At 66.5% G+C, this 22,836-nt stretch carries 17 protein-coding genes and 1 pseudogene; 3 read left to right on the forward strand and 15 right to left on the reverse strand.

Features of this window, described 5'->3' with window-relative positions:
* Nucleotides 1-132: 132 nt before the first annotated feature.
* Nucleotides 133-1,836, reverse strand: coding sequence for a RelA/SpoT family protein (locus tag ACIRPH_RS01250; protein ID WP_402907918.1), 1,704 nt, complete (start codon nucleotides 1,834-1,836; stop codon nucleotides 133-135).
* A 318-nt stretch (nucleotides 1,837-2,154) separates the two neighbouring features.
* On the opposite strand from ACIRPH_RS01250, the gene ACIRPH_RS01255 reads away from it, so the two are divergent.
* Nucleotides 2,155-2,403 (forward strand): PLDc N-terminal domain-containing protein, encoded by a 249-nt coding sequence (locus ACIRPH_RS01255; protein ID WP_402907920.1) that lies wholly within the window; start codon nucleotides 2,155-2,157, stop codon nucleotides 2,401-2,403.
* Between the two features lie 76 nt (nucleotides 2,404-2,479).
* Here the strand turns inward: ACIRPH_RS01255 and ACIRPH_RS01260 are convergent, their stop codons facing one another.
* From ACIRPH_RS01260 to ACIRPH_RS01285, 6 genes are all read right to left on the reverse strand, one after another.
* Nucleotides 2,480-2,740 carry a hypothetical protein gene (locus tag ACIRPH_RS01260; protein ID WP_402907922.1) on the reverse strand — a complete coding sequence of 87 codons (261 nt, stop codon included), beginning with the start codon at nucleotides 2,738-2,740 and terminating at the stop codon, nucleotides 2,480-2,482.
* Between the two features lie 405 nt (nucleotides 2,741-3,145).
* Nucleotides 3,146-3,889: an Imm1 family immunity protein gene (locus ACIRPH_RS01265; protein ID WP_402907923.1), complete on the reverse strand. Its 744-nt coding sequence runs from the start codon at nucleotides 3,887-3,889 to the stop codon at nucleotides 3,146-3,148.
* 129 nt (nucleotides 3,890-4,018) lie between these two features.
* The gene (locus ACIRPH_RS01270; protein ID WP_402907925.1) at nucleotides 4,019-4,483 is read right to left on the reverse strand and encodes a hypothetical protein; all 465 of its coding nucleotides are present in this window, start codon (nucleotides 4,481-4,483) and stop codon (nucleotides 4,019-4,021) included.
* A 25-nt stretch (nucleotides 4,484-4,508) separates the two neighbouring features.
* Nucleotides 4,509-10,949, reverse strand: coding sequence for an RHS repeat-associated core domain-containing protein (locus ACIRPH_RS01275; RefSeq protein WP_402907927.1), 6,441 nt, complete (start codon nucleotides 10,947-10,949; stop codon nucleotides 4,509-4,511).
* Between the two features lie 193 nt (nucleotides 10,950-11,142).
* Nucleotides 11,143-11,439: a hypothetical protein gene (locus ACIRPH_RS01280; RefSeq protein ID WP_402907929.1), complete on the reverse strand. Its 297-nt coding sequence runs from the start codon at nucleotides 11,437-11,439 to the stop codon at nucleotides 11,143-11,145.
* 225 nt (nucleotides 11,440-11,664) lie between these two features.
* Nucleotides 11,665-15,150: a LamG-like jellyroll fold domain-containing protein gene (locus ACIRPH_RS01285; RefSeq protein WP_402907931.1), complete on the reverse strand. Its 3,486-nt coding sequence runs from the start codon at nucleotides 15,148-15,150 to the stop codon at nucleotides 11,665-11,667.
* A gap of 812 nt (nucleotides 15,151-15,962) precedes the next feature.
* Between ACIRPH_RS01285 and ACIRPH_RS01290 the strand changes: the two are divergent.
* Nucleotides 15,963-16,826, forward strand: a pseudogene (locus ACIRPH_RS01290) (tyrosine-type recombinase/integrase).
* A gap of 70 nt (nucleotides 16,827-16,896) precedes the next feature.
* Here the strand turns inward: ACIRPH_RS01290 and ACIRPH_RS01295 are convergent.
* The 6 genes from ACIRPH_RS01295 to gntD form a co-directional block, all read right to left on the reverse strand.
* Nucleotides 16,897-17,259: a hypothetical protein gene (locus ACIRPH_RS01295; RefSeq protein WP_402907933.1), complete on the reverse strand. Its 363-nt coding sequence runs from the start codon at nucleotides 17,257-17,259 to the stop codon at nucleotides 16,897-16,899.
* Nucleotides 17,260-17,305: 46 nt separating this feature from the next.
* A complete protein-coding gene (locus tag ACIRPH_RS01300) occupies nucleotides 17,306-17,707 on the reverse strand; it encodes a hypothetical protein (RefSeq protein ID WP_402907935.1) in 402 nt (133 codons plus the stop codon).
* Nucleotides 17,602-17,901 carry a polymorphic toxin-type HINT domain-containing protein gene (locus ACIRPH_RS01305; RefSeq protein WP_402909432.1) on the reverse strand — a complete coding sequence of 100 codons (300 nt, stop codon included), beginning with the start codon at nucleotides 17,899-17,901 and terminating at the stop codon, nucleotides 17,602-17,604. Before ACIRPH_RS01305 ends, ACIRPH_RS01300 begins: the two co-directional genes overlap by 106 nt.
* 373 nt (nucleotides 17,902-18,274) lie before the next feature.
* A complete protein-coding gene (locus ACIRPH_RS01310; protein ID WP_402907937.1) occupies nucleotides 18,275-18,691 on the reverse strand; it encodes a DUF5959 family protein in 417 nt (138 codons plus the stop codon).
* 25 nt (nucleotides 18,692-18,716) lie between these two features.
* Nucleotides 18,717-18,872 carry a hypothetical protein gene (locus tag ACIRPH_RS01315; protein ID WP_344178579.1) on the reverse strand — a complete coding sequence of 52 codons (156 nt, stop codon included), beginning with the start codon at nucleotides 18,870-18,872 and terminating at the stop codon, nucleotides 18,717-18,719.
* 174 nt (nucleotides 18,873-19,046) lie between these two features.
* Nucleotides 19,047-20,075, reverse strand: a complete 1,029-nt coding sequence (gene gntD / locus ACIRPH_RS01320; protein ID WP_402907940.1) for a guanitoxin biosynthesis L-enduracididine beta-hydroxylase GntD — start codon at nucleotides 20,073-20,075, stop codon at nucleotides 19,047-19,049.
* 421 nt (nucleotides 20,076-20,496) lie between these two features.
* Between gntD and ACIRPH_RS01325 the strand changes: the two genes are divergently transcribed.
* On the forward strand, nucleotides 20,497-20,886 hold the full coding sequence (locus ACIRPH_RS01325) for a DUF2267 domain-containing protein (RefSeq protein ID WP_402907942.1): 390 nt from the start codon (nucleotides 20,497-20,499) through the stop codon (nucleotides 20,884-20,886).
* Between the two features lie 236 nt (nucleotides 20,887-21,122).
* Here the strand turns inward: ACIRPH_RS01325 and pepE are convergent, their stop codons facing one another.
* Together pepE and ACIRPH_RS01335 are read right to left on the reverse strand one after the other, a co-directional pair.
* Nucleotides 21,123-21,881 carry a dipeptidase PepE gene (gene pepE / locus ACIRPH_RS01330; RefSeq protein WP_402907944.1) on the reverse strand — a complete coding sequence of 253 codons (759 nt, stop codon included), beginning with the start codon at nucleotides 21,879-21,881 and terminating at the stop codon, nucleotides 21,123-21,125.
* 9 nt (nucleotides 21,882-21,890) lie between these two features.
* On the reverse strand, nucleotides 21,891-22,742 hold the full coding sequence (locus ACIRPH_RS01335; protein ID WP_402907946.1) for an IclR family transcriptional regulator: 852 nt from the start codon (nucleotides 22,740-22,742) through the stop codon (nucleotides 21,891-21,893).
* Between the last annotated feature and the right edge of the window lie 94 nt (nucleotides 22,743-22,836).

The raw sequence follows: 22,836 nt of genomic DNA on the forward strand, positions 1-22,836 counted from the left end.
CGCCCGGCGTGTCGCGCCTCCGCGGAGTGGGGGCGGCCTCCCTGCTGCGGGTCAGCACCGGACCAGGGGTCGAGCGGACACCGGCCTGCCCGCCGGGCGCTCCGCCGTGCGCGGAGCAGGGCCGCATCCCCCTCAGGACAGCCTGTCGGAGACCTCCTCGGGGGCGCAGCGCCCCTCCCCCAGGGCCACGTACAGGTCCTCCATGTCGGGGTGGCCCATGCGCCGGGCCACCCCGATCAGCTTTCCGGCGGCCTCCGCCTCGACCAGCCGGTCCTGCCCCAGCAGTTCGGCGAGCCGCCACCGCCCGTCCTCGGAGGCGCGCTCGCGGGCGCGGACGCGGTGCCAGGCGGTGATGCCCACCCGCGCCTCGCCCGTCCGGACCGAGTCCAGCCACCCCCGGTCCGGGGCGGGCTCGTCGGTGGTGACGATCCGCACCGTGTCGCCCTCGCGGATCCTCGCCGCCGGCCCGGCCAGGCGGCCGTCGATCGTGGCCGCGGAGAAGTGGTTGCCGGTCTCCTCGCCCAGGGCGTAGGCCACGTCCACGGGGGTCGCCCCCTCCGGGAGGGTGAGGACCCTGCCCTCGCCGGTCAGCACCGTGATCGTGTCGGCCAGGTCGGTGCGCGCCCCCGTGAGGAGGTCCTCGGCGCTGGCCTGCTCCTGCCACCCCAGCAACCGGGTCAGCCACTCGGGGTCGGCCCTGGTGCGGCCGTCCTGGAGGAGTCGGCCGTCCTTCGAGGTCTCCTGGCGGATCTGCGCGATGATCCCGAACTCCGACACCTCGCGGGCGTGGGGGTCGCAGATGATGATCTGGACCTGGCGGCCCGACTCGGTGACCACGGTGGTGTGCAGGGCCTTGTACAGGTTGTACTTGGGGGTCGCGATGAAGTCTCGGAACCTCCTCGGCACCGGACGCCATCTGCCGTGGACCGCCCCCAGCGCCAGGTAGGCGTTCTGCTCCCCGCCGCGCACCACGACCACGTACCGGACCGTCGCCACCGGGCCGACCTCCGAGCCCGCGCGCAGGCCGGAGGTGAACACGGAGTACAGGTGCCGCTCGCGCACCACGACCTCCGCCTTGACCCGGAAGCCGTGCAGCACGTCGCGCAGGCTCACCCGCAGGGAGTCGATCTCGTGCTCGTGGGAGCGGCGCACCTGCTCGGTGCGCTCCCGCACGCGCTCGAAGTCCTCCGTCTCCAGGTACTCGAAACACAGGTCCTCCAGCTCCCGTTTGAGCTGGTACACCCCCAGCCGCTCCGCCAGCGGGATCAGCAGCTCACGGGTGCCCCGGGCGATCTTGACGCGCTTGTGCGGCGGCTGGAACTGGAGGGTGCGCAGGTTGTGGACCCGGTCCGCGAGCTTGATGAGGAGCACCCGCAGGTCGTCCTTGGCCGCGACGACCATCTTGCGGAACGTCTCCCCCGCCGCCGCGCTCCCGTACATGGACCGGTCGACCTTGGTGACCCCGTCCACCATGATCCCGACCTCCGCGCCGAACTCGGCGGCCAGGTGGGCGAGGCTGAAGGGGGTGTCCTCCACGGTGTCGTGCAGGAGCGCGGCCACCAGGGTGGCGGTGTCCAGCCCCATCTCGGCGAGGATCGTGGCGACCGCGAGCGGGTGGATGATGAACGGTTCGCCGCTCTTGCGCTTCTGCTCGCGGTGCAGGTGGTCGGCGACGGCGTAGGCGCGACTCAACAGCGCGACGTCCGCCTTGGGGTACCAGCGCAGGTGCTCCTTGACCAGCGGCTGCACCCTGGGGAGCGGGCGCCGGGCGGACATGGCCTCGTTCAGGCCCCGCCACCACTCGGACGACGCGGTCAGATCGGTCGACGCGGCCATGGACAGGACCCCTCACGCTCGGACATCCGACGGGATCACCCGATTCTAAGGTCAGGCCGGCGACTCCACGAGGGGAAGGGGCGAGCTCATCACCGGGAGGCGGGACGCCCGCGCGCGGCCACCGACGAAAGTCGGTGCGCCCACCGACCAAAGCGGACCCTGTGGTCGTGCCTCTACCGCTTTGGTCGCCGCGGCGGTAGGGCCCGCAGGTGGATGTGGGGAAGGCGACCCCGCACCTAGCGTGGAGAACGTTCCCCGGAGCCGACCTGCCCCGGAGGGACGGACCGACTTGAACTACCGACCCCGAAAGGGCACCGCATGACGCTGCTGGCACTGGCCGACGCGACCACCATGGAAGCCGGGATCACGGCCTTCATCCTCATCATGGCCCTGCTGGTGGGCCTGGCCGTGGTCGTCTTCATCATCGCCGCGGTGTTCAGCATCCTCGGCTCCCGGGTGGACGGGGCCATGAAGATCGTCTGGCTCATTTTCGTATGCATCGCCCCCTTCATCGGGGCCCTCCTGTGGTTCCTCATCGGCCGCAACCAGGGCCGCAGGTACAGGTAGCGCGCCGTCCCGGTCCGCGCCGCGGGACCGTCGTGTCCCGGAGCGGACCGGGGCGCGGTCCCGCAGACGGTTCCGCCTACGCGAGCGCGAGCCCGAACAGGTAGATCAGCACGAAGGACACGAGCGCCGCCCCGAGCAGGAACCCGAGGTTCAGGTGCGGGGAGGTCACCACCCTGTCGCCCTCCCCGGCCTGCCGCTCGCGCTTCTTCGCCTCGGCGAACGCCTCGATCTCCCGGGCACACCTCCGGTTCGTGGGGAAACCGGCGAGGGCGCCGAGCAGCGACCCGCCGAGGTTGATGCACCACCACTTGCTCCCGTCGGCGAGAATGATGTCCACACCTCCCTCCCACAGAACCCTCGAAACCATCCGAGCGGGGAAGGTGTGCTTGGTGAATAAATTCTTCACGACCACTGAATCCCCCTTCAGCTCGACATGCGCGAAGAAAGAAACCTTCAAGAAGAACCAGCAACAAAGAGGGTGGAAAAGTGAAAAATAAAACCATTCCCACGCATACAATCCATTTCCAGAAGCAGTGGAGCCCAGAACTCCAGCAAGCCAGAACATGCCAAACAGGAGACTGACGACCACCCCAAAGGAAGCCGTCCATCTATTCCTCAGGACCATCGAAGGTTTTTTCTCTCGAGGCCCACGAAAGACATCCAAGAAATCCACCTCAACAATATTTCCTCAATATAAAAACGAGAGAATCCGCAGCCGCACTTCCCGCATGGTGGGACTCAGCTATCGAAGGCTGCCCCAGTCGATCTCCGGTTCCTCGACGTAATCGACAATCGGTGGGCGATCCAATCGCTGGCCGTTCACTTCACCGGAAACCCAGTTGATGCACTCGGGTCGAGCCCCCGAGGCCAGGCGACAAAATTCCTCCACCGCGGCCCGGATTTGGGAAATCGGCAGAGCACTAGCCGGGTCATGAAAGAGTGGATACCCCGGATCGGAAACTACGTGCGGGTCGAAATCAAGAGGTTCGGGGTTGTCAGAAATCCACACATAGTCGTAGACTCCTCCCTTCCTAGGGAATTTATCATCAACACACCACACCAGCGCGCCGTAACTGCGATCCGGATTTACTGCCAGCCTCAGATGGCTTCCCCCTACCAGATCTACATCAGTTTTCCGCTGTCCAGTGAGACAGAACCAGGCGTCCTCCCCCGGAAAATAGGCCCCTGTAACCTCTCTTTCACCTTGCAGGCCATTAATGACCTGAGGAATGAGCAATGAAGCCCCGAGCGAACTCTCGCAATAGTTCCACTCACCCTTGAAAAATACGCTCAGAAAAACGGCCCCTCGATTCCCTGTTCCGCCAGTCCAGCACCCAGTCTCACATCCGTGAGACCGCACCTCCAAGTGAGTTATCCTGGTGGATTCAGACCGAGCTCTCCATGACATGAATGGCCCCCTAGTGCAGGTTGAACGTGCACTATGGCCACAATTCTTCTGACTTCCCATCCATGCTCGACATCGCATTTATTCTCATTTTCCAAAAGCACCTTACAAGCATGATGATGTATTTTTAGGTAAACTATTGGGAGCTCCGCCAGCCCACTCCAGTGAAATAACTTAACACTTCATTCATCCCCCCACTTAAAAGTCGTCCTACTCCGAATAAAATCGCCATATAACTGGGTTTTTTGACAACCCGGGGATATTTAAAACCAGTCGATAATGCACCTCTCGAAGGAATCGAGAAAATTCATCAAGGAGTTCTTTGCGCCCCACAGACGCCTGCACGAGAGACTTCGATGAAGTCACCGAAATGAGATTCCCATCACAAATCAGATGAATAACCTCATCACTTTCCGTGAAACCGAATGCGGCGTCTTCTCCTGACGAGATACGCTTCATCACGCCAGAGAGAGACAAAGCCAGATCAACAAGAGTAACAAACCTCTTCTTGGATACTATTTCAACATCATCGACCACCATTTCAAAATTTACCCCAAAGTACTTGTAGCGAAGATCAATCTCGGAAATAGCAGCAGGATCGTCCCACGTAACACTGTCCCAGGTTTTACTCCAGGGCGAACTCTTCTCCGGAGGAGTGAAGGAAAGCTGAATCACGATCTTCCTTTTTATTATTAACCAACTAGTACGGAAATGCCGTCACGACTTTGTCTTCGTTCACAATTACACGAATACCCGTCAGTTCCCTGCGGCCTCTACCAGTACCGACCCAACCTACCTGCGTTCCGAAATCCCACTCGTAGATTTGGCCAGGCCGCGCTTCGCCCGTAACAGGATCCGGCCTGTTCGGACGCGGACGTCCCCGATCAATGGTTTCAGCTATTCGCCGACGGACAATATTCTCCTTACCGCTAAAAATTCCAGCCGAACTATCTACCAGCGCACCTCCAGGACGATGGCGAGCGGCGATGTGCTGCCAGTCTCCATTTTCCAGCGCTTCAGTTCCGCACAAACCATTCGAATTGTGAACCAGGACTGGGGCAGCTCCCGCCAGCACATAATACGTGTGCAGGTCCTGGACGGTGAGGTTGTAGACGCGCTCCGGTTCGATCCAGACTCTGGTGCCAGTGACCTGGACCAGAGTCCCCTCGGAGGACAGGAACCACGTCCCAGGAATCAGGTCGATGGCCTCGACCCACTCACCCAGCAGGGGGACCCAGAAGGGGTGACCGTCGGTCGCGATGATCGCATCGCCCAGCACTGTCGGCCCAGGTCGGGACGGACCATCGGGCAGCTCGCCTCGGTCCAGGGTGCCAGCGTCGATCTGCGTCGCGGTGTCGACCGTGATCTCGACCAGGGTCTTGACACCCTCACCGACGATGGTGGCCAGGACCGTACGCGGCCCCTCCTCCCCGGTTTCAGGGTCGGAAGCCCACACCAGGTCACCGATCTGGAGGTCCTCGATCGGCTTGTGGGAGCCGTCGGCCATCAGGACCCGTGTACCCCTGACAAAGCTGTTACACGTATCGCTCGTCTGCTCCATAGCGAATTCCCGCATTCGGGAAATAGCCCGACTACCCCCTCCCACAATCCTACCGACGGGGAAAATTGTCGTGACAACCGTCTCTACGGTTTCATGGCTGATTTCGACAGTGGAATGCCCCGCAGAGAAAGCGCCCGAATCAGAACCATCTCCAAACATGTCGGAATAGTCAGCAAAAGAAGGTGCCCCATTTCTCTGCGCCGCCCTGTAGCCAAAACCTACGATTCCTTGATTGAGGTAAGAATGCCCAGTGCCCGCAAAGAAGTCGAACACCTGACGCCGACTGGGGAGCCTTCTCACAGCTGACCGAAAGAATCGATCAGCAGTTCTTCCGATGTTGGCGGAGGTACGACGCACCCCAGCGCCGATACCACGCGGACGAGGTGTCTTTGGAATGTGCCTAGCTCGCGGCTTCGGAGCAGCCTTGGGCTTCGAGCTCCTGCCGATGGCCTTTCGGAGGTAAAGGCCGTCGGGGTCTGTGTAGCTCACCGGGTTGTTGTTGGCGTAGGTATAGCCGTGCATCTGCTGCGGGTCGGTCACGTCCAGCACCGGGTCCACCGAGACGAACCGTCCAAGGGTGGCGTCGTAAGCGCGGGCGCCGAGCTGGGTCAGTCCCGTGGACTCGTCGATCGTGCCCCCGACAAAGCCGTGCTCGTCCGGCCACTGACCGGTGCCGCCCCGCTCCACACCGAACGCGGTGAATCTGCGCTGTGTCACTTCTCGGGTCACAGAGTCGATTGACAGCTGTCCAGTGCCATGATGATCGGAGAACAGCCAGGACACCACGCCGGTGGAGGAATCGCGTACCGCGACCGTGTCCCCATTGTGCTGGTAGTACCGGAACGCCTGCCGGAGCAGACTCTGCCGCTCGTAGTGGATCTCCATCCCCGGCAGGTACAGGGTGGTGGTGGTCGGATCGCGCCGGATCAACCGTTCGCCGCCGGCGTCGTAGAGGTAGGTGGTCACGCCCAGGTCGGCGTCGCCCACTCTGGAGAGTCGGCCTTCGGCGTCCCATTCCAGGACCTGATCGGCGCTCGCGGTGACGCGGGAGACCATGTTCCCCGCGTCGTCGTAGGAGTACTCCTCCAGCCTGTCACCGGCGGGCCCGGTCTCCTGCACCTGTGAAAGCGCGTGGGGCTGGGCCTGGCCGGAGGCAGGGTGGTCGTAGGAGCGGGTGGTCTGGCCTCCCGGTCCGTGTTGGGTCTCGGTGACACGGTTGCCCACGGAGTCGTAGGCGTAGGTGTGCCAGTAGGGAGAAGCCCCTCCCAGGTCGGTCACCTCGGGGGGTGCCTCACAGGCGTTCTCACCGGTGGCGTCGGGCGTCCAGACCTGGCTGAGCTGTCGCTGGTGGTCGTAGTCGAAGCACTGGACATCGAACTGGCGGTCGGGGTCGGTGGGTTCGTCTCGGAGGGAGAGGATGTTGCCGGCGTCGTCGTAGGCGTAGTGCTGGTGCAACAGCGACCCGTTGCCGATTTGGGGTACGACGCTGGCCCAGTCCAGGCGGTTGGTGCCCTCGTTGTAGTCCCAGGTGACCCAGGTGGTTCTGTCACTTCGTCCGCCGCGGTGGAGCGAGCGTTGGACGAGGTTGCCGACCTTGGAGTAGTGGGCGGCCTGGACGTAGGTTCCTTCACCCTCCACGCCGGTCATCTGGCCCAGAGTGTCGTAGGCGTACGTAACGTTTTCTACGTCCAGTCCCCCGGCAGCCGGGAAGGTCTGGTTCCTGATGCTGCCGTCGGGGTGGTAGCGAGTGGTGAACCGGTAGGTTCCTGCGACCCCGGTCTCCGCAGCTGGGATGATGATGTCGCTGGTGGCGGGTCGGTACAGCTGGTCGTAGGCAACGACCCGCGTGGTGTAGGCATTCTCCCCGTCATGGCGAGTGGCCGAGGTGAGATGCCCCTCTGCCACGGTGTCAAAAACCCAGGAAGCGCGTTTTTCGCCGTCGATCGAGCCCTCGTGCAGGGCTGTGGTGCGTCCGATGGCGTCGTAGGCGTAGGCCAGGGTCTGGTCGCGGGCGTCGGTGCGGGTGAGGAGCTGGTCCAGGTCGTCGTAGGTGTAGGTGGTGATGCCTGTGTCGGGGTCGGAACTGGCGACCTTGCGACCCATGAGGTCGTAGGTGTTGGACCACTCGTTGCCAGCGGTGTCGGTCACCGTGGCGAGGTCCTCGCGAGCGGTGTAGGTGTAGGTGATCGCGTCGTACTCACCGACGGGTTCACGACCGTGGTGATGTCGCAGTTCTGTGGTGCTGCCGCGGACGTCGGTGATGGTGGTGGTGCCCGTCCCCCCCTGGGGGGCGGTCTGCAGGGTCCTTTCCCCGTCGTACTCGGTGCTGGTGCGCCACAGTTCCACGCCTCGGGACATGCTGATGGTGTGGACAGGGCGTCCTGCTCCGTCGATGACCGACCGCTCGTAGCGGGGGATCTCGTCGGTGTTGTTCACGGTGACGACTGTGCCGCTGGGCTCTCCAGCGGTCGGGTAGGCGGTCCGGGTTTGGACCTGCACACCGCGGTGATCGTGGAGCACGTCACTGATGAGGCGTCCGTCGCCGGTCGCGGGAGTCTGAGTCTGGCGTGGGCGCAGTAGGCCGTCGTAGATCTGGTAGGTGGTGTTGTAGTCACCCTGCGGGTTGAGACTGCTCGTGGTGACGTAGGAGGCCCGGTCCTTGGTGATGTGGTATTCGAACTTCAGGCTGGGGCTTATACCGCCAGAACGGTTGCGATCAGGCATCCAGACTTCGGTCAGGCGTCCCATGGGGTCGTAGGCGAGTTCTGTCTTCTTGCCGTTGGGGTCGATCTCGGTGAGTGTGAGGCCTCTGGCCGGATCGAGGTGGGTCACCGATTCGTGGCCGAGCGGGTTGGTCACGATGAGGGAGGTCGGCGCACCGTGCGCGATTTGCGAGGTGTAGGCGTAGGTGGTCTCGTTGCCCAGCGCGTCGGATTCGCTGGTCTGCCTGCCGTAGCCGTCGAAGGTGGACTCGGTGACGGTCTGGTAGACGGGTTCGTCGCCGTCGTATTCGACCAGACGCTCGGAACGACTCTCCATACCTTGGGAGGGTTCTTCACCGAAGCCTCCGCCGTCGTAGGAGCTGCGAAGATCAAGACTCACGTCTTCAGGCCGGGATGGCGTGACGTCGCATCCCACGGAGACGGATTCGACCCGGGACACGAGACCGATGATGTTCTTGCCGGAGTTGTCGACGTAGCTGGTGCGGGCGCACCGCTCGTCCCCTTCGGTGGAGGTGTTTCCGTGGTCGAACACCTGGGTGGGCAGACCGCGCGTGTCGTAGGCGGTGTCGATCTGGTGGACTCTCCACCCGCCTCCGGACAGAGGTGTGTAGGAGCGTTCAGAAGCCGGTCTGACGATGTTCGAGGTCAGAGTTCCCCAGGAATAGGACCTTGACGAGGTCTGCCGGTGCCAGGGCAGTGTGATGGTCTTGTCCACCACTTCACCACCGGGGCCGTTGCGGACCAGCGTTTCCAATGGTTGACCGTAGAAGTGGTCGTGGTCGGTGTGCTCAGTTCCCTCGGAGTCGGTGACCTTCGCACTCCGGGTACCGGAGGGTTGTTTGTCACCGTGCATCCCGCGGAAGAAGCGGTGCTCCTCTTCCGTTGGGGACTCCCCTTCCACCCCGGTGCCCACTCGCACGGTGGCATAGCCACGCCATTGCGACCAGGTCCGCCGTTCGTCCTTGGTGAACCCGTCGGCCTCCATGTACCGCCAGGCCGCGCCACCCTGGTAGTCGTAGGTGGTGATCACGTCCGGCTGATCGGTGACCAAGTCGACCTCGGTGACCTGGGTGACCACGTATTTGTGGAACCAGTCGGTGATGTCGTCGCCCACACCTGTGGGGGTCCACTCGACGGGGTAACAGCGCTTGGTGTTGTCGTGTGGTTCCGGTTCCTCACCTGCCTCGCAGTCCGGCTGGGAGTACATGACGTCCAGCTGGCTACCCGACTCGGAGTAGGCGGCGGTGATGCGCCACTTGTTCATCGGAGCCACGCCGTCCGAACGCGAGTCGACACGGTTGGGCATAGGAGTGCCCGCGAAGGTCAGCGCGGGGTTGGCCAATGTGCCGCCGACGTGTCCGGTGTGGGTGATCGAGTCCAACCACAGCGCAGGGTCGGTCCCGTCACCCGGAGCCGGGAACTTGTGGGTGAGCGTCCAGGAGTCGATGGGCACGTACTCAGTGCCGTCGTGGTACTGGGTGGCGATCTTGTCGAGCTTCCTGGTACTCCAGAAGGTCGGAGCGTAGTTGCTGGAGCACTTCCCTTCGGCCTTACATTCCTGGTCCTGGGGCACGTCGGGCCAGTGCGAGGCGTTGTTCTTGGTGCGTTTTTCGGGGGCGCAGTCGAAGCTGTCCGTCTTCAGGCACCGTTCACCTGTGGTGAACTCGATTCGGGCCGGCGCGGTTGCGTGCACATCGTCACTGCGCAGCCCGTAATCGATGTGGCGCAAGTAGCCGCCGCGGTCGTAGGGGGTGGCCACCGTGCTGCGGTTACGGCCGTAGTGGTTCTCCTCCTTGGTGTAGTGGAAGTTCATGACATTGCCGTGGACATCGACGACGTGGTCGAGGTTCCACCGCCATGCCTGTTGGCACCAAGACTCGGCGAAGGTGGCTTTGTGGCAGGGCTCCCCTGTGTCGTTGCCGTAGACCGGTGCGCTCCACGCCGAATTCGTCTCCGGTTTCCCGTTCGACCAGCCGGGGAGTCGGTTACGGCCGAAGAAGTACTGGGTACCGTCGGCGGTGGTGACCTTCCAGTACTCGCCGTCGTTGTCGCCGTTCGTCGCTCCGGTCAAGTGCTCGACCTTGGAGCCGTCGTCGTTACGCAGCCGCCACGTATCGTCCGTTCCCAGAAGAATCTCGCTGGACATGCCGTTCAGCGACAGCGTCGCGTTCTGGCGGCGCCAGCACTGGTCACCGGTCTTGTTCGGGTCCTTCTGTCCGTCGTCAGCGCAGGGCACGTAGGAACGCTCGATGTAGCCCGGGTGGTACTCGAAACCTTCGCCCAACCATGAGGTCTGGTTGTTGGACGAGGCGGTGCGGCCGTCGATGGAGCCGGAAGAGTAAGCCAGGGAGATGCTGGGGGCCAGGTCACCGGCTACATCGGGGGTGGTGATCGGATGCGCCCAGGAGAAGTCTCCCGTCTGCAGACCGACATCCCAGGAGGCCGCAGGCGACAAGTCGCTGGCCTGGTAGTCACCGCTGTCTCCATCTGCCTCGGACACAGCGGCCAGAGTCACCCCACCAGCGGTCGCGGGGGCGATCGCGCTGAGAGTGCGGGCCGAGGAATCGTTGACCGAACCCAAGTCGTAGGTGGCCTGGCAGCCGGCCGCGGGATCGGCCTCCAGAGCGCAATCGTCCACGGCGACCAGGCGCAAGCGCGACCCGTAGTCACCACCGAAGGCCGTGGAGAAATCGGTGTAGTCCAGATCCAGTTGGACGGGGCCGGGGGCGTCCACGCCGTCGGTGCGCGAAAGGCGCATCAGAACTCCGTTGACGCCAACGTCCTCCGCTGCCTCCTGGTCGAGAATCTCCAGGTTCGCTCCGGTGACCGGCTCGGGGCCGACGACAAGAGGCTCCACGGGGGCTTCTGCCGGTTCTGTCGGATCAACCTCAGGTATGGAGGGAGACGGGTCTGGACCCTGAGCCGCCTCAGTCTCGGGCTCCTCTTCGCCTGGTTGGCCGTCCGTGTCCTCCGGGTTGGCTGAGGGCTCGTTCTCGGGCTGGGGCTCGCCGTGGATGCGATCCCCGCCCTCACCAGGGGCGTCCTCATCTTCAGCTTCGGGGGGGGAGCCCTTGCAAGAACTCGGGCACTTCCCACTCGAGGAACTCTTCCGGATCCAGGGGCGCCATGGACGCCGTCCCTTCCTCCGGAGAGCTTTCGAGGTCGACTGTCTCGGTCTCAGGCCAGTGAGCATCCGGAAGCTGGATGATGGCCGCGTCGTCGACCGCGGAGTCTTCCTCCACGGCCTCGGCCACCAGATCTGTGGTGGCCAGCAGTGGCTCGTCCTCCACTTCAGGCTGCTGGTTGATCGAGTCGGCTTGGGAAGACGAAACCGAGAGCAGGCTCACCAGTACCGCAAGGGAGGTGATCCCGGTGAGCCACCGTCGGGATCGTGTCCGCACTGTTTGGAGCAGTGTGGGATCTCCGGTCTCGGCAAGATCCCGGGAGGAGGGCGAGGAAGGGTGGAATATGGACACAGGGGGCCTCCAGCCCCGGTGATCGTCGATGTCACCGGGAGCGCCTGGTTCGAGAAGGACAGAGGTGTGGCTTGGGGTTTACAGCGTTCTCACATCTCAGAAGGCCCCTGTCGGAATCAGCCCCTCATAGACGTTGTAGATGTCGGCTTGGGAAAGCACACCCTGGTAGAGGTGGACGTCACTGACATCACCCATCCAGGCGTCGGCGAACTGCCGCTCGAAGCGTCCGCCGCCGATGACGACCGGCCCGTCTGCGTGCCAAGCGGCCGGCACTTCCGCCGTGCCGTTCTCGACCCCGTCGACGTAGAGGGTGACCTCGCCCGAGGTGTGGTCGTAGGTCGCGGCCAGGTGGGTCCAGCGGCCGAACTCGGGGGCGTGATCGGACAGGGCCCGGTGCCACCCCGTGGCTCCCGTCCGGTCTTCGGGGGGCAGCTTCATCACCCAGTTGTTCCACTCATAGGTGTGCTGGTAGGCGAGGGTGAACCCGCTGTGGTCGTTGCCGTCCTGGGCAACCGCGGCGGTGTTCGCGCCGACCTCGTCCAGGCGGACCCAGGCCGCCACGCTGTAGCTGCGATCGGTGCGGACGGCCGGGCCTTCGGTCGAGATGTGCTCCTGTGCCCCGCGGTCCAGGCTCACCCCGGGCGCGAAGGTGACGTCGTTGACCGCCTGGTTCCAGGCGGTGAGCGGGTCACCGTGCAGAGTGCCCTCGAGGCCGTGGTCCGAGGCGTCGGCGACCACGGTGCCCTCGTACTCGTCCAGTTTCCAGCGCCCTTCCAGGGCGGCCGGGCGGTTGGCCAGCTCCCAGATCTCCGATCGCGCGTCCTCTGTCTCCTCCGGGACCTCGTCGGTGAGGACGCGGTCCCAGACAAGGACGTCGTCGATGGCTCCGGGCCAGAAGTCGTGGTAGGTGCCCCGGTACAGGGCGCCGCCGATCACGAACGGCCCCTGGGCATTCCACGCGGTCTCCTGGATATGGGTGCCCTGTTCGACGCCGTCGACGTACAGGGTGAGCTCGCCGCTTGCGGGATCGTAGGTGCCCATCAGATGGGTCCACACCCCGACCTGGGCCGGTTCCAGGGACAGAACGCGTTCGGAGATGGGGGTGCCGTCTCCGTCGTAGGGGGCCTGTTTGAAGATCCAACGGCCGCCGTCGGTGTGCTGGTAGCCGAGGTAGAAGCCGCTGTGCCGGTCTCCGGCCTGGGCGAGGGCGGTGTAGGCACGGCTGGGCTGGACGTCCAGGCGGACCCAGGCGGAGACCGTGAAGGCGTCGTCGGTGTCGATGACGGGATCCTCGGTGGTCAGCCGTTCACCGCTGACGGTGTCCAGGCCGGCGTTCTCTAGCCGGTAGTTCTGTCCACGGCGTTCACCGACGCGCCCCCGGGTCCAGTCCACGGCACCGGATGCTGTGGCGACGCGGCCGTCGTGCGCGAGGTCCGCGGCCGTGGTGCCCTGTCCCTCGTCGAGGGGGAAGTGGGCGACGGGGTTCGAGGGCGGTGCGACGGTGAAGGTGTACACGAGCACGCACCCGGAGGAGTTGCCGAAGGCGTCGGTGGTGCGGGCGTGCAGCAGGTTGGGACCGTCTCGGCGCGGAGTGATCGGCACGGTCACGGTCGCACCGGGGGTGTCGAGGTCGATCCGGGTGGAGCAGGAGGCGTCGTTGAGGCTGTAGTGGTAGGCCACTGCTTGGGCGACGCCGTTGTTGGAGAACGTGAAGTCGCCGGTACGGCCCACCGCTCCGTGGACGATGTCTCCCGCCGGGTAGTCGGTGGAGACCACAGCGGGTCCGCTCTCGGGTTTGGTGGTGTCGATCGTCAAGTAGCACCAGGAGGACCAGGGCCCCCAGTTCGACTGGTCGTGTCCCCGTGCCCGGTAGGCGATCAGCTCGTTCTCGGGCAGGCCCGCTGCCGCCACCGACCGGTAGCTGCCGCCGGACCACTTCGCGACGGTGACGTAGGCCGAGTCCGAGGTCCCCAGGTTCGTCTCGGCGCCGTCGACCTTCCATTGGAACTGGCCCTTGACCTGCTGGCCGACCCAGTAGGAGTCTCGGTCGCGGAACTGGCCGCGCAGGATGGCCTCGGTGCTGTTGACCAGCCGGGGGTTGGTCTTGTCCGTCGAGCAGGCACCGCCGAGGGAGTCGGACAGGGTCGAGGTGACCGGCTTCTCGGGCGGGTGGTTGTAGTTGATCACCAGCACCGGAGGCGTGCTCTTGGTGTTGATGCGTCGCCACGCGGTGGTGCCGGCCTCGCTGCGTTCCTTCAGCCGCAGGTGGATGTGGGAGGCGTTGTTGTCCAGTCCCCACTGGTAGGCGTTGAGCGCGTCGAATTCCACCCCGCTGTTCTTGGGGCAGGTGGCCCAGCCGCCCTTGACGTTCTGAGTGTCCTGGAGAGTGCGGGCCGTGGGCTGGTTGTTCCACGTGGTCCTGCTGTTGAACGCGTCCACCCGGTGAAGCTCGATGTAGGAGTTGCTGGTGCAGTCCCATCCCCACTCGACCTGGGCGCGCAGGGTCACCGAGTTGATGATGGTGTTCGGGTGGTCGGTACGGGCCATGACCGAGAACTGGAAGAACAGACGTTTGGTGTAGTCCTGGTCCCACTCCACACGGCCGACGCCGACGTCGGCCTCCTTGGTGTTGTAGTACGCCACGGAGGGGTACGCCTTGTCGACATAGGCCCAGTTGGGGCGGCTCGCGCTGACCGAGGGGTCGATGTAGACCGGGAACTCGGTGGTGTCGTCGACCAGCATCTCCTGGTCGGGGACCAACCGGATGGAGTCCACACCGATCGAGGTCTCGACGAGGGCGGTGCGCGCCCCGCTGGTGGGGGCCACCATGGGGTCTTCACCGAGAGCTTCGTCGTGGCCGGTGGAGTCCCACATGGCCGGGGCCTGGACGGTGAAGACGCTGTGCCCGCCCTCGTCACCGAGGGCCTCGATGTTGCCGTGTTCGTCGGCGCTCATCGTGACGCCGTCGGCGGCCAGGGCGAGTTCCAACTCGGCCAGGTCGGGGGAGGTCGCGGCCTCGGGGGTGTGCACAACGAGGACCTGGGTGAAGCCCTCGGTCCCGGCGGTCAGCACCAGGTCGACGTCGGGGAGGACGTCGGCGTAGGTGGCCCGGTCCTCCTCCAGTGTGGGGGTGGGAAGGTCGCCGTTCCAGTCGAGTGCGACGCTGTTGGAGCCGATCCCGATCCTGGCCATGGGGGCGTCGCCGCCGCCGGAGAAGGCGATGTCCATCCCCGCGGCCCTGGGTCGGACGAGCCCGTCGTCGGTGGTGACCAGGGTGGTGTCGACGTCGATCCAGCCGTCCTCGGAGCGCACCCGTACCGGGACGGCGTGGGTCTCGGCGGTCAGGGAACCGTCGGGGTTGGCGAAGTGCTGGGTCTTCTCGTCCGTCAGAGACGGGATCTCCACCCGCTCCCCGGTCTCCCGGGCCAGCTCCAGGGCGTCGAACTCCTCGCTCGGGGAATCCTCACCGGCGGACGTGGTGGGGTCGTCCTCGTCCGCTGCCGCGGGCAGTGCTGTGAGCAGTGACAGGGCAAGGATCGCGGCAGCGGTGACCGCCGTCGCCCGGGTCAAGGGGGGATGCATGGGGGATGCCTGTCTTTTGTTGTCCAACGGGACACCGCACCACGCGGAACCCAGTCACAGCTACCTCAAACGAGACAGAAGCTACTGGAGCCCTCAGATCCAAACAAGTGCCTCAGAGTCCACCAGAGCACCCGAAGCTTCGCGCCCGCGATTTTCGAGGGCTTGAGCTGGCACCAAACCTGTTTGGCCGGATCCGGCCACTATGACCCAGAGTGACTCCGCACATCGACGCCGACGGCGAAGCCTCTGTCGACACTTCCTGAAAGAGGAACCACGAGAAACCGGAAATCGCAGGCCGGACCGCCGACTCGCCACCCCGACCCACCGAGGCGGCACCACTCGAACAGTCCACACCCCGAGCCTCGAAGCTGCCGAACCTCCAAGTCATAACCCTCGGTCATCAACAAAGAGCGTTATGCGAGCATCTCCGGTACGTCTTCACATCTGAGGCAACTTCTCGCCGCTCCACGTCAACGGATCAGACACCTCACTCGTCACCTCTGTGCACATATGGGCCTTCTACCCCTTCCGTGCTCCTCGAGGGCGACCCCGCCCTGCGCTCCCTGACCCTGGACGGCGCCGAGCTCCTGGGCCGGGTCGTGGACCGATTCACCGCGTCCCGGGCCGCGGAGCACAACCTACGCCTGGTCACCGACGCCCTCAAGGCCGCCGGGGTCGACTACTTCCTCGTCCGCGGCAGGTCGGCGCTGCGCCATGTCGTCGGTGTCCATCGCTCCGAGCGCAAGCGGTTCCTGGACTCCATGCGCGCCCTGTACGGGACCAGCGCCGTATACGCGGTCAAGCCCGGGGCCATGGGCAGCGTCGCCGCATTCTCCGCGTACGTCGACGGCGCGCTCGCGGCGCCGATCAAGTCCGGGCTCGTCATCCGCTTCGCCGAGCAGCTGCTCTCCCCGCTGACGCCCACCTACATCCACTCGGTGCTCAAGTCCGCCCTGGAGCACGCCGTCCGCGAGGGAGAGATCCCGCGCAACGTCGCCCGCACCGGCACCCCACGGCCCCGACGCTTCGAACCCCTCACCGCCGACGAAGCCCGCCAGTGCCTTACCGTCGTGCGCGATCACTGGCTGCACGCCCTGTTCGAACTCGCCCTGCGCACCGAACTCCGCAAGGGCGAACTCCTCGGCCTGCGTTGGGAAGACCTTGACCTCACTGGCGGCACCGCCACCATCCACTGCTCCCTCCAACGCACCCGCAGCCAGGGGCTGACCGTCCTGAACGCCAAGACCCTGGCCTCCGAGCGCCGCATCGTCCTCCCCACCGAATGCATCAACTCGCTCGAGATCCACCAGGAACGGCAGGAGGAAGAACGCAAGACAGCCGGAACGGGCTGGACGGACAACGGACTCATCTTCACCACCCCGAAGGGCAGGCCGCTCGACCCCACCAACATCACCCGCCGCTTCCACCGCCCAGAACTCCGGACGATCCGCTTCCACGACCTCTGACACTCGACCGCCACCCTGCTCCTGGAACAGGGCATCGACCTCGTCGTCATCAAGGAACTTCTCGGCCACGCCCACATAGGCGTCACCGCCGGTGTCTACGCCCACGTCCGGCTCCGCCTCCAGCGCCGGGCCATCGACATCCTCGGCAACGCCCTCCGGCCCACCGGCAACGACCTCGACGACCCACCAGTCTCAGCCGTCGTCCGCTGACGTTGCCGTCAAGCACCTGTGCAGCGGTAACTGACGCGCTGTCCGCGGTATGCGCTCCTCCGCCAATTCATCAGCGGTTTAAGCTGTCTCCGGAATTTCCGTAGACCACTTGACCCTGGGGGTCATACGCAGTCAGCCCGTGCGTCGACGCCAAGCCGAGCAACACCGAAGAGACTTCACTGGAACGCGACCAGGAGATGGCGGCAATGACGCACTCTCCAGTGACATAGAGAGGAGAGGCCCACGGAGACTCCTCCATATTTTCTTCGCTTAGATCTGGAAATTCGGAGATCACAGCTCGATAGAAGTCCTCGACAGCCGAACTCTCTTCGACGATACCGGCAACTCCATCCGTCAACTGATCGTAGATCTGAGCGACCTCCCCTGATGTCGGGGCCACTTTTTGATACCAAAAAATCAGATCGAAACTCATCGCCACCACCTCTCCCGAAGTCGCGAGCCGTGGCCGACTCGCAGCACTAAGCTGCGGATACGGTACCGCAGTCCAGCCAGATCGCCTGTGAGGTCGACCGATCCATCCACGCATCGTGGGCCCCGAAAAGCGTACGGCCATCGCTAGTTTCCACTGCATTTCCAGGCGCATTGAGCCAATCATCAAATTGCCGTTGCTGAGGATTCTTCCTGCCAGTTCCTCCCTCAATTTCTATTCCACACCACTGACCGTTGATCTCAACCGCGCCGTCATACTTGCGGACTCGCATTCCTGGTGCGGAAACTAAAGTTTCGTTGCGCATGACCACTGCGTCGGCCATTTTTAGCTGATCCCAGGCGTTTGCTTCATCCGCAGCGCCATCACGCCCAGGCTCGCCATTACGCTTCGAGAACTTGCCGTCCGCAGACCGCGGGCCCCAGTTGGGCATCCCCCAGAATTGTGAATGAGTACCGGCGTCTCACCCGCCAGCACATAGTACGTGTGCAGGTCCTTGACCGTGAGGTTGTAGTCCCGTTCCGATTCGGTCCAGACTCTGGTGCCAGTGACCTGGACCAGAGTTCCCTCCGAGGGCAGGAACCACATCCCGGGAACCAGGTCGACGGCGTCGACCCACTCGCCCAGAAGGGGTGGCCGTCGGTCGCGATGACCGCATCGCCCAGTACCGTCGGCCCAGGTCGGGACGGACCGTCGGACAACTCGCCTTGCCCCAGGGAGTCGGCATCGATCTGTGTGGCGGCGTCGACGGTGATTTCGACCAGGGTCTTGACACCCTCACCGACGATGGTGGCCAGGACCGTACGCGGCCCCTCCTCCACGGTTTCGGGGTCGGAGGCCCACCAGAAGCACGAAAGACCTTTTCCTGGTCCTCCTCCGCCAGGGGGCGCTGTAATTCGTGGGAACCGCGGTGCAGTTATGGACCAGCACCGGCCCCGGACTCAAGTGGCCGGCAATGTTCCCGGCACGCGCCGCCTCTCTCCAGGAGAGCGGCGGCGCCTCACCGCCCGACGGCCTCGCGGACACGGTCAGGCCGCGCCGGGTTCTCCTCCAGCCAGTCCTCGGCGACGTCGATCGGCATGCGCACCGCGATCTGCGTCGAGGGCATGTCGTGCACGGTCACCTCCACCGGGTCCTCGGGGGCCACCTCCAGCCAGGCGGTACGGTCGCCCCTGGGCCACACGGCCCGCTTCTCCGCGTGGAGGTCGTCCAGGCAGCGCTCCCAGTCGTCCAGGTCCCCGGACGACAGCGCCAGTGCGAGCCGACCGTTGACGAAGCCGCTCTCCAGCACGAGGCGGGCGCCGAGGAAGCACTCCTGCCCCGATCCCCGAGGTGCCGAGAGCTCGACCTCGACGGCGACGCCCTGCACCGGGTCCGCGAAACGGAAGAGTTCGAGGACCCGCACTTCTCCTGTCACCACTGCTCCCCTGCCGCTCGACGGGTCACTCCGTGCCGTGGAAGCTCGCCCCGGTGTCGGGGCCCGTGCAGTCCTCGACGTCCCGGGCGTCGTCGTCGCCGTGGTCGGTGCGGACCAGCGGCATGCCGTGCACGCGCACAGCGTCGTCGACCGGGGGCAGGGGCGGAGCGGGAAGGCGCATCGGGTGTACCTCACGACGGTCGTGGAACGCGGATCCGTCCTTTGTATCCCACGGCGACGACACGGGGCCGATCGCTCCGGGCGGTTCTCCGACCCCTTCTGGCGGTGGTACCCGATCCGTTTCATGCAGCGCACGGCCGGAAGGCGGGGAACGCGCTCCCGGCGGTCCGGCCGGTCAGGCCAGGACCCTGCGGCTCTCCGGCATGCTGTGCGCGGCCGACTTGCGGAGGTCGCGGCTCACGACCATCCGCTTCAGCCAGCGGTCGGTGCCGTCGTAGCGGCTGCGGAACGGCTTGCGGCCGTGGACGGCCAGGTGGTTGTCCACCACCAGCAGCGTCCCGGGGCCGACCACGACGGAGTGCTGCACGCGCTCCAGCTCCTCCATGAGGTTGTCGAGCGCCCGCTCGGCGACGGGATCGTCGCCGACGCAGCGCATGAACGGGCGGTCGATGCGCAGGTACGGCGCCGCGTCCGCGCCGAACAGTACGGGAACGGGCTGCGGCCGGTCCCGCATCCCGAGCACGCGCTCGAGCGCGGGGTGGTCGGGGTGGTGCGCCCGCAGCTGCCGCACGTGCTCGTCGTCGGGCCTGATCAGGAAACGCGGTTCGGAGAGCACCCGGGCGGTCGCGGCGTCCAGCTTCACGTCCCGCACCGAGGACAGGACCGTCGGGACGTCGTCCCGGTTGCGGATCCCGAACAGCATCAGGTAGTCGGCCCGGCCGGGGTGGAACCCGTCCTCGGTGTGGAACTCCAGGAGGGCCTCGCTGCCGTGGCCGCTCTGGCGCAGCTCGTCCCCCCGGACCGGGAGGATGTCCTGGACCATCCTGCCCTCCTGGAGCGTGGACCAGGTGAAGGGCTCCCCCAGGGCGAGGGCGCACATGGCCAGGAAGAGTTCCTGCGGGCGGGTCGGGCCCGTGTCCGCGCCCCTCCAGTGCCGGGGCGTCGGGCCGACGGTCCCGTCGTCCACGGGGAACCCGTGGACGCAGCAGGCCGCGGCCTCCTCCGTGCGGCGGAACCGCTCCAGGAACAGGCGGAGCCCGCGGGGCAGGGAGTCGTGGAGCGACCAGTTGCGCTCGTAGAACGCGGGATCCGTGGGCGGGGGCCCGCAGGGTTCCGCCTCCCGCAGGGCCGTCCCGATCTCCTCGACCTCGGCGGGCGTCAATCGGTAGTGGACGGCGATGTCGTCCGTCGGCGTGGTGCTCACCGTCTCCTCCAGGTGGGCGGTGTCCCCGGGGCGCGCACGCCCCGTCGGGTCCGGGGCTACACGTCCGGCCGGGCGCGGCGACGCCGCCGGACACGGTTCCGGGCGGGTCGGATCCTCTGGCCCCGGGCCCCGGACACGGTGGCGCCGCGGGTCGCCGTGCCTTCCCCGTTCAGGAGGGGGGTTCGTGCTCCCCGCCCCCCGGCGGCTCCCGCCCGTCCCCGGCCGCGTGCCGCAGGACAAGCATCGCCCGGAACGGCGGGAGACCGGGCGCGCAACGCCGCGGCCCACGGGTCCGGCCCCGGTCGGCCCGCACCCGGTGCGGAGCGGAGGTGCGGAGCGGAGGCGGTTCGGCCCCCGCCCGGTCGGGCAGGGGCCCGTACAGGGAGAACAGTTCCGACTCCGATGTGAGGCGAGGTGGACCATGCGCTACGACGAGTTTGTGGCCGAGGTACGCGAGCTCGGGGAGTACCAGGACAACCGCGAGGCCGCGCAGGTGACGGAGGAGGTGCTCGCCGTGCTCGCGACCCGCCTGCCGGACGAGTCCGTCGCCAAGCTGGCCGCGCAGCTCCCGGACCCGCTGGGGGCGCAACTCCGGGAAACGGGGGAGCCGGGCGCCCACGCCTTCGGGACCGGGGAGTTCTGCCGCCGCGTCGCGGAGCGGACCGGTTCGCGGGAGGACACCGCGAGGCATGACGCGGGGGCGGTCCTGACGGCGGTGGCCGAGAACGTCTCCGGCGGGGAGCTGAACCAGCTCCTGAGCCACCTGCCGTCCGGCTACGCCCCGCTGTTCGGCAGGGCCGGTCTGGCCTGACGGCACGGGCCGCGCCCGTCGCCGGGCGTGCGCGCCGGGCGCCCGCCGGCGGCTCCTGCGCCGTCGGCCTGGGCCCGTCCGGCGTCCGCGGGCGTCCCGCCGTCCCGGTGGAACGGGCCCGCGGGGACCGCGTCCGGGAGGTCGCGCGTTCTGCGGGGGGAGAGGCGCCCGGACGCGGGACGCCGACCGGGGGCCGGTGCCGCGGAGGCGGCGGAGGGGCCGCCGTGCCGTCCGCCTCAGACCGGGTGGTCGAAGCGGGGCGTGCGGGCGAACAGGTCGGTCACCTCGCCCGACACCTCGAAGGGCTCCGTGCCGCGCCGGAAGACGATCGCCGGGCCCGGGGCGTCCGGCTGCACCGCGGCGCCGCAGAGGGTCGCCCGGACCACGTCCGTCCCCGCGCCCTCCACCCGCAGGTGGACGCCCTCCCGCAGGCCGAGCACGTCCACGTCGTTGGCCTCCAGGAACTCCGTCAGCCGGGTCAGGCGGGTCTCGCCGTTGTGCGTCGACCGCGGGTCGGCGTCCAGGTAGTGAGGGTTGATCTGGAACGGCACGAACCCCAGCGCGGCGAACGACTCCGGTTCGACGATGGGCATGTCGTTGGTGGTGCGCAGCGTGGGGGCGGTGATGTTGGTGCCCGCGCTCGCCCCCATGTAGGGCAGGCCCGCCAGGACGCGGTCGCGCAGCTCCCCCATGATCCCGGTGCGCTGGAGGGTCGCCACCAGGCGGAACGTGTTGCCCCCGCCCACGAAGACCGCCTGCGCACCGTCGAGGACGCGCGCGGCCCCTGCGTCGGCCGGGACCCCGGTGACCCGGATCCCGCGGGCGGCGAAGGCCTCGGCGACCCGCGCGGTGTAGGCGTCGTGGTCTCCCCCGGCGAACGGCACGAACGCGACCTCGTCGCGGCCGTCGAGGAAGGCCTCCACGTCCGTCCACGCGTGGTCGAGGTAGTCGCGGCCGTGGTTGGTCGAGTTGGAGAGGAGCAGCAGCTCGGGCATGGTCCCCCTTCAGGGAGCGGTCGGGCGCGGGGAGGGGCGGGAGCCGTGGCCCCGCCTCCACCTGCGGGTGGGCGGTGCCGGGCGCCGGTTGGAGAGCAGCCCGGTGAGCTCGTCGGCGGAGGCGCGCAGCGGCGCCAGGTGGTCGAGCAGGTCGTCGTCGTGGTCGGAGTACTTGTTCTCGACCAGGGTCACGGAGCCGACCGGGCGCTTGCCGCCGAACACGGGGACGGCGAGCGCGCGGGAGGCGGCGTCGTACTCGCCCTGGGAGAGCGCGTACCCCTCCTCGACGGCCGCGTCGAAGAGCCCCTCGACCTCGTGCTCGTCGAACGGCGTGAGGTCGGAGAAGCGGGCGGACGGGCGGCCCGCCAGCAGGGCCCTGCGCTCGGCCGGGTCGAGGAAGGCGAAGTAGGCGCGGGAGGTGGCTCCCGCGTGGGCGGGGTAGAGCTCGTCGACGAAGGGGTGCGACCGGCGCGGCCCCTCGGAGCCGCTGACGGCGGCGATGCAGCGCACGTGGGCGCCGTCGGGGACGCAGAACAGGGAGGTCCGCCCGCTGGTGCGGGCCAGGTCGGCGAGCAGGGGCTCGGCCAGGGCGGAGAGCCCGCCGGACCGCTCCCACAGCCCGGCCATGCGCCACATGGCGGGGCCCATGCCGTAGCGGCGGGTGTCGGGGTCGGCGCGCAGGAACCCCTTTCCGGCGAGGGAGGCGAGGAGCCGCTGGGCGGTCGACCTGGCCAGGCCGAACTCCTCGGCGAGTTCCATGACGCCCCAGCTCGTGCGGTACTCGTCGAAGCTGAGGAGGACGTCGAGCGCGCGGTCGACCGTCTGGAGGGGGCCGGTGCGTTCCGTGGGACCGGTGGACATGGGGCTCACCCTATGCGCGCCGCCGGTCCGGGGGCCCTGTTCCAAGGGATCGCAATGTGATCTTAACTCCCACATAGTGGGAAACCTTTGCCTC

The sequence above is a fragment of the Nocardiopsis sp. NPDC101807 genome, from assembly GCF_044766605.1.
Taxonomy (GTDB): Bacteria; Actinomycetota; Actinomycetes; order Streptosporangiales; family Streptosporangiaceae; genus Nocardiopsis; species Nocardiopsis tropica.

Bases quoted from the DNA above. Each gene is read 5' to 3' on its own strand.
- ACIRPH_RS01250 (WP_402907918.1), bottom strand. From the start codon at position 1,836: ATGGCCGCGTCGACCGATCTGACCGCGTCGTCCGAGTGGTGGCGGGGC.
- ACIRPH_RS01255 (WP_402907920.1), top strand. From the start codon at position 2,155: ATGACGCTGCTGGCACTGGCCGACGCGACCACCATGGAAGCCGGGATC.
- ACIRPH_RS01265 (WP_402907923.1), bottom strand. From the start codon at position 3,889: ATGCGATGTCGAGCATGGATGGGAAGTCAGAAGAATTGTGGCCATAGT.
- ACIRPH_RS01285 (WP_402907931.1), bottom strand. From the start codon at position 15,150: ATGCATCCCCCCTTGACCCGGGCGACGGCGGTCACCGCTGCCGCGATC.
- ACIRPH_RS01295 (WP_402907933.1), bottom strand. From the start codon at position 17,259: ATGAGTTTCGATCTGATTTTTTGGTATCAAAAAGTGGCCCCGACATCA.
- ACIRPH_RS01300 (WP_402907935.1), bottom strand. From the start codon at position 17,707: ATGCCCAACTGGGGCCCGCGGTCTGCGGACGGCAAGTTCTCGAAGCGT.
- ACIRPH_RS01315 (WP_344178579.1), bottom strand. From the start codon at position 18,872: ATGCGCCTTCCCGCTCCGCCCCTGCCCCCGGTCGACGACGCTGTGCGC.
- ACIRPH_RS01325 (WP_402907942.1), top strand. From the start codon at position 20,497: ATGCGCTACGACGAGTTTGTGGCCGAGGTACGCGAGCTCGGGGAGTAC.
- pepE (WP_402907944.1), bottom strand. From the start codon at position 21,881: ATGCCCGAGCTGCTGCTCCTCTCCAACTCGACCAACCACGGCCGCGAC.
- ACIRPH_RS01335 (WP_402907946.1), bottom strand. From the start codon at position 22,742: ATGTCCACCGGTCCCACGGAACGCACCGGCCCCCTCCAGACGGTCGAC.